Origin of the sequence: Rhizobium sp. BK650 (assembly GCF_014195325.1) — a bacterium.
Taxonomy (GTDB): domain Bacteria; phylum Pseudomonadota; class Alphaproteobacteria; order Rhizobiales; family Rhizobiaceae; genus Rhizobium.
Map to the genome: position 1 here is coordinate 71,892 of NZ_JACIBK010000018.1, position 12,336 is coordinate 84,227.

The 12,336-nt window shown below is 58.9% G+C and carries 11 protein-coding genes; 6 read left to right on the top strand and 5 right to left on the bottom strand.

Annotated features, from left to right (window positions below; genetic code table 11):
- Nucleotides 1-14 precede the first annotated feature (14 nt).
- The 3 genes from FHX15_RS29235 to FHX15_RS29245 form a co-directional block, all read right to left on the bottom strand.
- Nucleotides 15-401 (bottom strand): hypothetical protein, encoded by a 387-nt coding sequence (locus tag FHX15_RS29235; RefSeq protein WP_184401832.1) that lies wholly within the window; start codon nucleotides 399-401, stop codon nucleotides 15-17.
- Nucleotides 402-669: 268 nt separating this feature from the next.
- A complete protein-coding gene (locus FHX15_RS29240) occupies nucleotides 670-1,005 on the bottom strand; it encodes a DUF2934 domain-containing protein (RefSeq protein ID WP_184328157.1) in 336 nt (111 codons plus the stop codon).
- Between the two features lie 96 nt (nucleotides 1,006-1,101).
- Nucleotides 1,102-1,449, bottom strand: a complete 348-nt coding sequence (locus FHX15_RS29245; RefSeq protein WP_184401833.1) for an ethanolamine utilization protein — start codon at nucleotides 1,447-1,449, stop codon at nucleotides 1,102-1,104.
- Between the two features lie 560 nt (nucleotides 1,450-2,009).
- Between FHX15_RS29245 and FHX15_RS29250 the strand changes: the two genes are divergently transcribed.
- On the top strand, nucleotides 2,010-3,689 hold the full coding sequence (locus FHX15_RS29250; RefSeq protein WP_184401834.1) for an alpha-glucosidase: 1,680 nt from the start codon (nucleotides 2,010-2,012) through the stop codon (nucleotides 3,687-3,689).
- Nucleotides 3,690-3,732: 43 nt separating this feature from the next.
- A complete protein-coding gene (gene treZ / locus FHX15_RS29255; RefSeq protein ID WP_184401835.1) occupies nucleotides 3,733-5,703 on the top strand; it encodes a malto-oligosyltrehalose trehalohydrolase in 1,971 nt (656 codons plus the stop codon).
- Between the two features lie 256 nt (nucleotides 5,704-5,959).
- On the opposite strand, the gene FHX15_RS29260 is transcribed toward treZ (FHX15_RS29255), so the two are convergent.
- On the bottom strand, nucleotides 5,960-6,130 hold the full coding sequence (locus tag FHX15_RS29260) for a hypothetical protein (protein ID WP_184401867.1): 171 nt from the start codon (nucleotides 6,128-6,130) through the stop codon (nucleotides 5,960-5,962).
- A gap of 386 nt (nucleotides 6,131-6,516) precedes the next feature.
- On the opposite strand from FHX15_RS29260, the gene glgX reads away from it, so the two are divergent.
- The 4 genes from glgX (at nucleotide 6,517) to FHX15_RS29280 (ending at nucleotide 11,696) form a co-directional block, all read left to right on the top strand.
- Nucleotides 6,517-8,613, top strand: a complete 2,097-nt coding sequence (gene glgX, locus FHX15_RS29265; protein ID WP_184401836.1) for a glycogen debranching protein GlgX — start codon at nucleotides 6,517-6,519, stop codon at nucleotides 8,611-8,613.
- Nucleotides 8,606-10,375, top strand: a complete 1,770-nt coding sequence (treZ, locus tag FHX15_RS29270) for a malto-oligosyltrehalose trehalohydrolase (protein WP_184401837.1) — start codon at nucleotides 8,606-8,608, stop codon at nucleotides 10,373-10,375. Before glgX ends, treZ (FHX15_RS29270) begins: the two co-directional genes overlap by 8 nt.
- Nucleotides 10,376-10,746: 371 nt before the next feature.
- The gene (locus tag FHX15_RS29275; protein WP_184401838.1) at nucleotides 10,747-11,058 is read left to right on the top strand and encodes a PepSY domain-containing protein; all 312 of its coding nucleotides are present in this window, start codon (nucleotides 10,747-10,749) and stop codon (nucleotides 11,056-11,058) included.
- 29 nt (nucleotides 11,059-11,087) lie between these two features.
- Nucleotides 11,088-11,696 carry a general stress protein gene (locus FHX15_RS29280; protein ID WP_132658126.1) on the top strand — a complete coding sequence of 203 codons (609 nt, stop codon included), beginning with the start codon at nucleotides 11,088-11,090 and terminating at the stop codon, nucleotides 11,694-11,696.
- 129 nt (nucleotides 11,697-11,825) lie between these two features.
- Here FHX15_RS29280 and FHX15_RS29285 read toward each other — a convergent pair whose 3' ends face one another.
- A complete protein-coding gene (locus FHX15_RS29285) occupies nucleotides 11,826-12,224 on the bottom strand; it encodes a response regulator (protein WP_184401839.1) in 399 nt (132 codons plus the stop codon).
- Nucleotides 12,225-12,336: the final 112 nt, after the last annotated feature.

Sequence of the window (12,336 nt, forward strand, 5' to 3'; positions counted from 1 at the left end):
GCTGTGCCGCCGGCTCAGGTCGAATTAATCAGTTCTCTAAGCCTTTCCGGATCGGTGACACCGATCTGAAACCATTTCACCAGGTCACGCGCCGCCTCATTCGCCTGCGGGCTCGCAAGCTGCAGGTTACGCGTCTGGCAATATTCGCTGATCAAGCCCTGAAGCATCTCGACGTCAGCCGGGGCGAGCGGCCGTCCGCCGTTCTTGTCGAATGCCTGAAACACCCACGCCCCCATCAGTATTCGCGCATCTACCAAGCCTACGCGATCGGCGCGATCATGCAAGCGGTAGCTGGGTTTCCATCGCCACGCACATGTTGCTGCCAAAAGACGTCGCAAACGATTTGCAGCGACGAGGCCGATCTCAGCCAATGTCCCTGCGAAATCGGACCTGTCGGTCAATTAGGCTCGTCGCGCTTCCCATCTGAGATCGAAACTGCGCGGCGATCTCTCGTCGTTCGTCCATCGCCACAAGCAAAGTGCTCTTTTAATGGATCGGACGACGCCAAACCTCCCTCACATGAACCTCTGCTTCCTGATTGAATGATACCGACGCGTACGTCCCGTCGGCCACAAGAACATGCCGCTTGCGACGGTTGAAGCCATTGCGGAACGTGTTCCTCATGGTCGTGAAACAGCTACGCACCATCAACTGAGATCGGTATTTTGTTCAAGGCTGCTCCCGCACGCCGGGCGTCGCCTCGCGTTGATCGGCGTCTTCAAGATCGCTTTTTACCATGTAGCTGTCGGCATGCTCGCGCGCGGCCTCCCGAAGCGCGTCGAGCTTGGGCACATCATTCCCCTCCAGTTCATCCTGCTCGTGCAGGATTTCGTGCTCGGCCTGCAGCCAATGTTCGTCCGCCCGGCCATCCGGGCGTCCGTGCGCAAGCCAGATCTCGCGTGCACGGTTGCGAATCCGGTCTGTCAGTTCCCCTCGTCTACCAGAACGCGAACTCGTAGCGCTGTCCGAGTTGGAGATAGACCCCTCCCGAGTATGTTGGACCATTGACGTTCTCCTTGATTGGGTCGAGGCGAACGCCCGATCCCGGGCATTGTTCCCAATCCACGAAATGATCGAGATAGCACGGAAGATGGGATCGTCTCATTCCGCTTCCTGCCAATGAGGATAGGTAACATAGGCCGTCACGCAGCCTTCATCATGCGCTCTGATTGTTACCTTATCACCGCTTTGCATGCTGACGATGTCGCCAGGCCCTGCCGTGAATGCGGCACGCTCCGTCCATATCGACAGTCGCCCCTGAATGACGATCATCGTATCGTGAACGGCAATCGTCTGCTCAAGGACGGCGTTGGGCCCGTAACGCCCGAAGCCGATCGTGACGGGACCATTATCTCGCTGGTCAAGCAGATTGCCCGCGAAGATGTCACCATCCTGCCCTGGCGATCGTTCGAATATTGCATCGGCTATCGTGAATGTGCGAACGACCACTGGCTACCTCGGGATAAGGGACAACGCGTCCTGCTGGCGGAACGCTGCTTGCCGGCGTCTGTTCCAGCGTAGCCCTCTTGGTCCCGCGAGGGCCGATCATGGTGAGGGCCGTTTCAATCGGATCATCGTGGCCACCATACCACGACGGTCGACGCGCCATATATGAACGGCATAATGACCCCAAACACCGTCCACGCAGCGATATTGCGGATCCCTCCGGAACCTGCACGTATCGCTGATTGCGGCTCATCGTCTCCTCCCCGTAGCTGGTGTTATCACCCGCGCATGAAACGCCTGGAGCGGCTTTTATTTCCAAATTGCCACGCAAGATCGGGCGCTGGCATGACCGACGTCTACGGTCCGTTGGAGCCAGCGCAGTTCCCAAACATCGCGGATCGTGCGTCCTGGGACAGGGCATCGGGGCGAGCAGGCGACGAGCGTTCTTTGCCTTGTACCCTAGGACTTGCGCGGAACGGGGAGGGCCGACGGGCGTTCCCCACCCACAACACGACGAGGCGCGAGGCGACCGGCCCTTCTTGAACGTGACGGAGGAAAGTCTGATGGAATTGCGATCGACAAGCCGGAGGGCGTGGTGGCACAAGGCTACCGTATATCAGGTCTATCCCCGCAGCTTCGCAGACAGCAATGGCGACGGCGTCGGCGACCTGCCAGGCATCACCTCAAAGCTCGAATATCTCAAGGCCCTTGGCATAGAGCTCATCTGGCTTTCGCCGATCTACGCGTCGCCGATGGACGACAATGGCTATGACATTTCCGATTACCAGGCCGTCGCACCGGAATTCGGGACACTGGCGGATTTCGACGAACTTCTCGCTCAAGCGCGTCTCAGAAACATCGGCGTCATCCTCGACCTTGTGGTCAATCACACGTCCGACGAGCATCCTTGGTTCGCCCAATCGCGCGCGTCCAAGCAAAGCCCGTTTCGCGACTATTACATCTGGCGCAAGCCCGCCGACGACGGCGGGCCACCAAATAAACTGACGTCCTCTTTCGGCGGGTCCGCCTGGACGCTCGACGAGACCACGGGCGAATATTATCTCCACCTGTTCTCGCGCCGGCAGCCCGACCTCAATTGGGAAAATCCGAACGTCCGCGGCGCGATCTACCAGATGATGAACTGGTGGCTGGAACGCGGGATCGCCGGCTTTCGCATGGACGTCATCGACTATATCGGCAAACAGGTGGACCAAGCCATTGTGACGGACGGGCCGCATCTGCATGCCTATCTTCATGAGATGAACCGGGCCACTTTCGGCAGCCGAGACGTCCTGACCGTCGGCGAGACGTGGAGCGCAACACCAGGCTCGGCGCTGCTCTATTCCGGACCGGATCGAGAAGAACTGTCGATGATCTTCCAGTTCGAGCACGTGACCCAGCAATGGGATGAGATTTACGGGAAATGGCGCTCGCGACCGTTCGACCTGATCAAGCTGAAATCGGTCCTCAGCAAGTGGCAATATGCGCTTGCCGACGATGGATGGAACGCCCTGTTCTGGGGCAATCACGATCTTCCCCGCGCCGTCTCGAAATATGGTGACGTCAAGGGCTATCCGGTCGAGTCGGCAAAGATGCTCGCCACCGTCCTGCACCTTCTGAAGGGCACGCCTTTCATCTACCAGGGCGAGGAGATCGGCATGACGAATGCGCCATTCACCAAGATTGAACAATATCGCGACATCGAAACGCTCAATATGCATCGACTTCACCTCGAAGCCGGACTGTCGCCAGAAGACTTCATCAAGGGCGCAAACGAAAATGGCCGAGACAATGCCAGAACGCCAATGCAGTGGACAAGCGGTGCCAATGCAGGCTTCACCACGGGCATTCCATGGATCGAGGTCAACGAGAATTACGCCACGATCAATGCCGAAGTGGCAATGTCCGACGAGCACTCGATCTGGAACCACTACCGCAAGCTGATCTCGCTGCGCAAGGCATATCCCGTCATCGTCTACGGTCGCTTCCAATCATATCTCGATCAGCATCCGGATGTTCTGGCCTATACCCGCACGTTGGACACCCAGCGGTTGACGGTGCTCTCAAATTTCTCGGCCCGGACCATTACGTTCGACCTTCCCCATGAACTGCTCGCCACGGGCCGATGCCTCATCAGCAACTACGATCCGGTTGACGCGCTGAAAACGACGATGAGCCTGCGTCCCTATGAAGCATTCGCGGTGTTGGCGGAGGTCGCAGGTCGCGACGGAACAAAATCTTGAGGCCGGTGTTTTGATCCACCGCGTCGGGGCCATGAGGACAGCCATGTCAGGGTCAGTAATTGAGACAGGCGATTTTCGAACGGGTTTCGAACGGCGTTATTGCGTCGGAAGCGAATGTCTCCCCGACGGTGTCTCCTTCCGACTTTGGGCACCTGCACACGCACAGGTCCACCTTGTCCTCGAAAGCGGAGATGAATATCCGATGCGGACCGAAGAGGCGGGCTATTTTCGCCTCGATCTAAGGGACGTGCGCCCTGGCCAGCTTTACCGATTTCGCCTGGGCGAGGACAGGGACCTGCTGGCAGATCCCGCATCACGATTTCAACCGGATGGCCCGGCCGGCTGGTCCATGGTGATCGACCCTGATGGCTACACCTGGCGAGACGACGGCTGGGAAGGCGTCAAACCCGACGGCCAAGTCCTCTACGAGATGCATATCGGCACCTTCACGCCGGAAGGCACCTACTCGGCCGCTGCAGGCAAACTGCCGCTCTTGAAAGAGCTTGGCATCACGTGTCTGGAGCTGATGCCAGTTAACGAATTTTGTGGTGACTTCGGGTGGGGCTATGACGGCGTCCTGCCCTACGCGCCGACCAGACTTTACGGTGCTGCCGATGAACTCAAGGCCTTCGTTGATGAGGCACATCGGCAGGGGATCGGCGTCATTCTCGACGTGGTTTATAATCACTTCGGTGCAGGCGAGCAGTTCGCACGATTCACGCCTCACTATTTCACCGACCGCTATGAAAACGAGTGGGGCAAATCCCTCAACTTCGACGGCGAAATGTGCGCCGGCGTTCGCAGCTTCATTGCAGACAATGGCGCATACTGGATCGAGGAGTATCACTTCGACGGGTTAAGGATCGATGCCACCCAAGCACTCTTCGATAGCAGTGACGACCATATCGTGGCGGTCATCGCGCGCAAGGCGCGGGCGGCAGCCAAGGGAAGATCGATCTATCTTGTCGCCGAAAACGAGCCTCAGGACAGCCGGCTGATCAGAGCTCCGGGCAAAGGCGGCTTCGGGCTCGATACGGTGTGGAACGACGACTTCCATCATTCCGCCACTGTCGCTTTGACCGGCCGCAACGATGCCTATTATCACGACCATAGCGGAACGGCGCAGGAGTTCGTGTCGGCTGCAAAGTATGGCTATCTGTTCCAGGGGCAACGCTACGACTGGCAGGATGCAACCCGGGGGCGGCCGGGTCTCGATCTGCAGGCCTTCCGTTTTATCCATTTTCTGCAGAACCACGACCAGATCGCAAATTCGGGGACTGGCCAGCGCCTTGGACGGATCGCATCACCGGCACGCATGCGGGCAATGACCGCACTCCTGCTTCTCGGTCCGCAGACACCGATGCTGTTTCAGGGACAGGAATTCGGCTCATCGAGCCCGTTCTTCTATTTCGCGGATCGAGCGGGTGAACTGGAAACATGCGTGCGCAACGGACGGCTTGATTTCCTGCGCCAGTTTCCAAACCTTAAGGACGAGATCTTCGCCGACATCATGCCTAACCCGGCAGAGCCTTCCACTTTCGAAGCTTCCAAACTGGATTGGAGCGAACGTGATCGCAACAGCGACCTTGTTGCACTTCATCGCGATTTGCTTTTGTTGCGGCGACAGACGCGCGTATTCGCACAAGCGTCGGCAAGTTGCCCGCGGGTATCGGTGGACGGAAGCGTTCTTGGTCGTTCGGCGCTTCTTCTGCGGTATTTCGCCGACGATGCGAAGGACGAACGCCTGTTGTTTGTCAACTTGGGCAAACATCTTCCGATCCTCAGCCTCGCCGATCCGCTCCTTGCACCGCCTGCGGGCTGTCAGTGGACTGCCGAATGGTCAAGCGAGGATTTTGCCTATGGCGGAAGCGGCGGGCGGTCTGTCGACCTGCAACGGCGTTGGGTGCTGGATGCCGACAGCGCGATTGTCTTCGCACCAAAAAAGGCCAATCAGAAGCCGAAACCTGACGGCCCTACCTTGCTGCATTGGCAGCAAGCCATATCTCACCTGTGAAGGATGCCGTCCAACGTGGCAGGGAAACAAGGCGGGCCTTGTTTTTTTGGGCAAAAGGCACTTTGCCGGCAATCGGGGCCGCATCACCGGTCAAAAGAGCGAGATCTTCTGCGATGAAGCAGATCGTTTCGCGTTTCCTGCGCCTCGCCAACAAGAGGCGAAAGAGGCAAAACATTCCTTGGGGTGAGCAACAGGACTGAAAGCGCGGATCGCAGGGACCCTGGTTGTTTGAGCCGACCCCCGACCGACATCTGGTTTAGTCGCGGGTCGCCTTCGCAGACGCCTCAACGTCTTTCGCCGGCGCCATGGTCACGAGATCCCGATACTGATTGAGGTCCAGATTGCCCCAGATCGACGGCTTTTGAGCAATCGCCTTGGATTTCCTGGTCTGCTTGATCTCGACAATAAACGGCTTGGTCTGGCGCATACATCCTCCGCACGACGAACCTGGTCGACAACGATCTCCGTTGTATCGGCCATAGCAACGGTCTCTACGCACGAATGCTCCATTAAGGAACTCCGAGTAGGCCACGCATTGACGAACCAAGCCAGGATCGGCCATCGGGTAGAGCAAGACCCTGCCGCTGCCCTCGGCTCTTGTGCCATCCGCCTGGCCCCTCAGCGGTCTCGATGGATTTGGACGACTGGTGATGTTGCTGGCCCTCCGACCGTGATCACATGAGAAACTTCCCGGACGGGCATCCTTAAAATCAGAGGATGCCATCAGGCGGTGCCCGGGTACGAAACAGGACATTAGGGGAACTATTGGTCGGAATGCAGATTTAGAGGCCGCATCACGGCAAGGCGGACGATATGACACAATCAGAGCTGAAAATTCTATCGGGTGACTACACCCGTCTCGGGGCGACTTACGACGGCGAGGGTGTAAATCTTGCCGTCTTCAGCGCACATGCGGAGCGCGTTGAACTCTGCATCTTTTCAGGCGACGGAAAGACTGAGGTTGCGCGCCTTGTTCTGCCGGAATTTACAAATGAAATCTGGCACGGCTACGTGCCCGGCTTAAAACCGGGAACCCTCTATGGACTACGCGTGCACGGGCCTTACGAGCCGGACAAAGGTCATCGCTTCAACCCCAACAAGCTGCTCTTAGATCCCTATGCCAAAGAACTTGTCGGTGACGTTCGCTGGGGACAGGCACAGTTCGGCTATCAACTGGAAAGCGAGGACAAGGATCTTTCCTTCGACGAAAGCGACAGCGCGGCATCCATGCCCAAATGCAAGGTCGTGGATCCATTCGAGTATGACTGGGGACATGACTCGGGCCCAGCTATCGCCTGGGCCAATACGATCTTTTACGAGACACATGTCAAGGGGTTTACGCAACTGCACCCTGCCGTGCCGGAAGAGCTTCGAGGCACATTCGAGGGCCTTGGCCAGAAAGAAATCGTCGACTATGTGAAGAGCCTTGGCGTGACATCGATCGAGCTGCTGCCGATCCACTGGTTTCCAGATGACGCGCATCTCCTCGAAAAGGGTCTCAGGAACTATTGGGGCTACAACAGCCTCGGATTTTTTGCGCCGGCCGCCCGTTATCTAGGACCAAAGGGCATTGCCGGTTTCCGCGACATGGTCAGAGCCTTCCACGAAGCCGGTATCGAGGTCATCCTTGATGTCGTCTACAATCATACGGCCGAAGGCAACGAGCTCGGTCCGACCTTATGCTTCAAGGGCATCGACAATTTTTCCTATTATCGCACCCTGCCTGACCAGCCACGCTATTACATCAACGACACAGGGACCGGCAACACCGTCAACACTTCGCACCCCCGGGTCCTGCAGATGATCACGGATTCACTGCGCTATTGGGCGCAGGAGATGCATGTCGATGGCTTCCGCTTCGACCTCGGCACGATCCTCGGGCGAGAGCCGCAAGGCTTCGACCAGCGTGGTGGTTTCTTTGATGCCGTCGGTCAGGACCCCGCCCTGTCGAAGGTCAAGTTGATCGGCGAGCCTTGGGATATCGGGCCCGGTGGCTATCAGGTGGGTGGCTTTCCGCCAGGATGGGCCGAGTGGAACGACAAATATCGCGATACCGTCCGCGACTATTGGAAGGATGAGGACGGGACGGCGCAGGATTTTGCCGCCCGCGTTCTTGGCTCCGGCGATGTTTACGACCTGCGCGGGCGACGACCCTGGGCTGGTGTCAACTTCATCACCGCCCATGACGGTTTCACGCTGAACGATCTCGTTTCTTATAACGACAAACATAATGACGCTAACCAGGAAGGCAATCAGGACGGCCACAACGACAACCGCAGCCTCAATTACGGGGTGGAAGGACCGACTGAGGACGACAGCATCAACGCCGTGCGCGAGCGCCAGAAGCGTAACCTGCTTGCAACGCTGCTTCTTTCGCACGGCACGCCGATGCTGCTTGCAGGTGACGAATTCGGCCGCAGCCAAATGGGAAACAACAACGGTTATTGCCAGGATACTGAACTCAGCTGGCTTCACTGGGACGGCCTGCCGGCAAGTGCGGAAGCCCTGCGCGATTTTACCCGGCGCTTGATTGCGATGCGCCAAGAACAAGCAATCTTCCGGCGCGACAACTGGCGCGATGGCATGCTCGTCTCCTGGCTCAATCCCGGCGGCGGAGAGCAGACCGCGGAACAGTGGGCCGACGCCGGCAGCACGACAATCGGCCTCAGATTGCAACGGCAACAGACGAGCGGCGACGACGGCATGTGGCAGGACGTATTGATCCTGTTCAATCCGCATGACGGCGATGTCGCGTTCTCGCTTCCGCAATCGGCTCATGGATGGAGCGTCGTTCTTGAGACCGCCGATCCAACGGCTCAGGCGCGCGCCCTCGACGGTTTCGAATATGTGCTGACGGCCCGCACTCTCGTGGTTCTCAGGCCCGCAAACGAAGGTGCTACTCATGACTGAATGTGATTTTGGCCCAAGAATTTCAGCGAACGCGGTGGAATTTCGCCTGTGGGCGCCCCTCGAGACCGAGATCGCTGTCGCGATCGAGGCAGGACAACCGAAAAAGATGATGCGATCCGAGGATGGCTGGCACCGCTGCGAAATTGTCGGCGTGCGGCCAGGAAGCACCTATTTCTACATCCTCCCCGGTGGTCTTTCCATTCCCGATCCGGCCTCCCGTTACCAGCCGCACGATGTGCATGGTCCAAGCGAAGTTGTCGATCCCAACGGTTATCAGTGGAAAGCAGCGGGCTGGAAAGGCCGTTGCTTCGGGGATCTGGTTTTTTACGAAATGCATGTTGGCGCATTCACACGGGAGGGAACGTTCGTCGCTGCCATCGATCGTCTCGACCATTTGAAGGCGCTCGGCGTCACGGCTTTGCAAATCATGCCGGTCGCCGATTTCCCCGGCCGCCGCAACTGGGGCTACGACGGCGTCCTGCCCTATGCGCCCGACAGCAGCTACGGGCGTCCCGAAGAGTTGAAGCGACTGGTTGACGAAGCTCATGCTCGCGGCATCTGTGTGTTCCTGGACGTCGTCTATAACCATTTTGGTCCGGACGGGAACTACCTTGCCCGATTGGCGCCGCTCTTCACCGACCATCATAAGACGCCGTGGGGCAATGCCGTCAACTATGACGGGGACGGCTCTCGGCTGATCCGGGAGTTCGTCATTCAAAACGCCCTCTACTGGATCGGCGTGTTCAGATTTGACGGCCTTCGCCTGGATGCAGTGCATGCCATCAAGGATGGGTCGGAGGAGCATCTGCTCCATGAACTGGCGCGGCGGGTGAGGTCGGCAGCCGGCGAGCGGAAGATCCACCTGATCGTCGAGAATGAAGACAATAACGCATCTCTTCTCGAACGCGATGACGAAGGCCATCCCAAGTTCTTCTCGGCGCAATGGAACGACGACGTCCATCATGCCCTGCATGTCGCGGCGACCGGCGAAACCTTCGGTTATTATGCCGATTACGGAGATGGATCGGCCAAGCTTGGACGAGCATTGGCGGAAGGATTTGTGTTTCAGGGCGAGCACATGCCCTATCGTGGCGAACAACGCGGAACGCCCAGCAAACATCTGCCGCCCTCCTCATTCATCTCCTTCATCCAAAATCACGACCAGATCGGCAACCGGGCTCTCGGCGACCGTATCGGCGCAAGGGCAGCAGCCGCCCTTCAGGCTATTGCCTGCGTCTACCTGCTGTGTCCGCAAGTGCCGATGATCTTCATGGGGGAAGAATGGGGCGCTGAGGAGCCCTTTCCCTATTTCTGTGATTTCGATGAAGATCTCAACGAGAAGGTCAGGACGGGGCGCCGCCGGGAACTGTCGCGCCTGCCCGGCTTCGATGCCGACGACCTACCGGACCCGACGGCAGAAACCACGTTCATCTCTGCCAAGCTCGACTGGGCGAAGGTGGATACGGAACAAGGCAGACAGTGGTTCAGCTTTTACCGGGACCTGATTTCCCTACGCCACCAGCGCATCGTGCCCCTTGTGACGGGCATGACCGGCGGCGGGCGCTATCGCTCATCCGCAGGGGGAGGCCTGATCGTCGAGTGGGACGTTTCGACCGGTCGCAAGTTGCGACTTCTGGCCAACCTCACCGACCAAACCGTCGAGACCGGAGAGCAGGCGGACGCTGACGAGAGCATCTTCCTGTTCGGCTCGTTCAATTCCGGTCGGCTGGGCGCATGGTCGGTACTCTGGTCCATCGCATGATCGCTTGACCAGCGCCTGCAAGATCGGACTCAGATTGATTGAACGCAAGCCGATGCGGCGGCCAATGACCGCTCCCGCTTGATCTGCGCCTGTGCTTCAAGGCACTCGCTCGCGGTGCTGATGAGCGGCTGCTTCGCCGCCGCTTGGCCAAACAGCGCGTTGCACCTAGTGGGTTTCCACTCCCCTCGCCCCCGCTTCGATCCTACTGGCGGGCTTGCGGTCCGATTTCCCACCTTTTGCATTGGATTGCGCAACGATCAAGGCCGCCGCACGGCCGGGCGCATCGGCGAGGACGTTTGCAACGAATGCTCTAAGGTGAGGAACATTTTGTGTTTTTCGATGTTTGTGTCCGGCAAAACAAGGAGACAACCATGCAAAAGATCGCTGTACTTTCCCTTGGGCTTCTGCTTTCGGCGACAGCCGCTTTCGCCCAGAGCGAGACACCGTCGACGTCACAGACCACACCGGCAGTCAACACCGAACACAATCCCGGTGCCCCTGTTGCCGGCAGGAACAGTTTCACCGAAGACCAGGCGAAGTCGCGGATCGAGGCTGCCGGTTATACCGATGTTTCCGGTCTCAAGCTCGATGATCAGGGCGTGTGGCGGGCAAGCGCCAAGAAGGACGGTAAGGACGCCGGCGTTTCCCTGGACTTCCAGGGCAATGTGACGATGGCAAAGTAATAGATTCTGCAACGATCGAGGAGACGAAGATGCGAACGATTACTGGACTGTATGACAGCTATGACGATGCCCGTGCGGCCGTCCGAGCACTGGAAAATGCGGGAATTCCCTCCGATGACATCAGCATCGTCACTAACAAGATGAACGGCCCCGAGGTGGAGGGCCAAGGAAGCTACGCCGCCGAAGGCGCCGGCACTGGCGCGGGCCTCGGTGCGGTGGCGGGCGGCGCAGGCGGTCTCCTGACAGGCCTCGGTCTGATGGCAATTCCCGGAGTCGGCCCGGTGGTCGCAGCGGGTTGGCTGGCCGCCACAGCGGCCGGCGCAGCTGCAGGCGCGATTGCAGGCGGCGCTGTTGGCGGCATCGTCGGTGCGATGATGAAGGAGGGTGTTCCGGAAGACGAGGCGAACTTCTACGCTGAAGGGATCCGCCGTGGCGGCTCAGTCGTGACCGCAAGGGTTGACGAGAGCCGGGTTGCCGAAGCACAGGCCATTCTTCACCGGTCACGACCGGTCGACTACAACGCCCGCCGGGCGAGCTACCAGGAGCAGGGCTGGAGCCGCTTCGACGAGGCTGCGCCACCGTACACGTCCGAGCAGATCGAAGCTGAGCGCCAGCGGTATCGCTCCGGCCGCGTCTAAGGCACGCGTGATGAGAAAACTGGCGGCTTCTCGGGAAGCCGCCGGTTGTGATGGCTCTGCGTATTGGCAGATCCATACCGACTTTTGCGATGAGGCGTCCTTCCCTCGCGCCCTACCGCCGCACAGGTCTTAGAGGGCGACCGGAATGCGCTTCATGAAACGCGTCTGCACTGCGTCGCGACCGGTTCGTTGCGCTATGGCATAATCCAGCGCTTCCACGATCGCCTCCGGCGTGTAGGGCTTTGTGACAACGCCGATGCCGGCCTTGCTGTCCATTACGCTCTCTGGGTTGCCGGTGGTAAAGACGACGGTCGTTCCGTACGTCGACGATAGGATGGTGCCGATCTCGGGGCCGGTCGGGCCATCGGCGAGGCGCACATCGACAAGGGCAATCTGCGCTTGATCACCAAGACGAACCGCCTCGTCGCGCGTTCGGGCGGGCCCGATGATTTCGTGACCGAGGCGGACCAGAATATCCTCGAGATCCATTGCAATGAGTGCCTCGTCTTCGACGATTAGAATTCGCATCCTTCCTCTCTCGACGTTCAGCTCAAAGCGACGGGCGTCTCGACCTCCGCCATCGATGATACCATGATCGTAACGCCGATGATGCCTCTTGTATCCGCCGGCGCGTGATTAT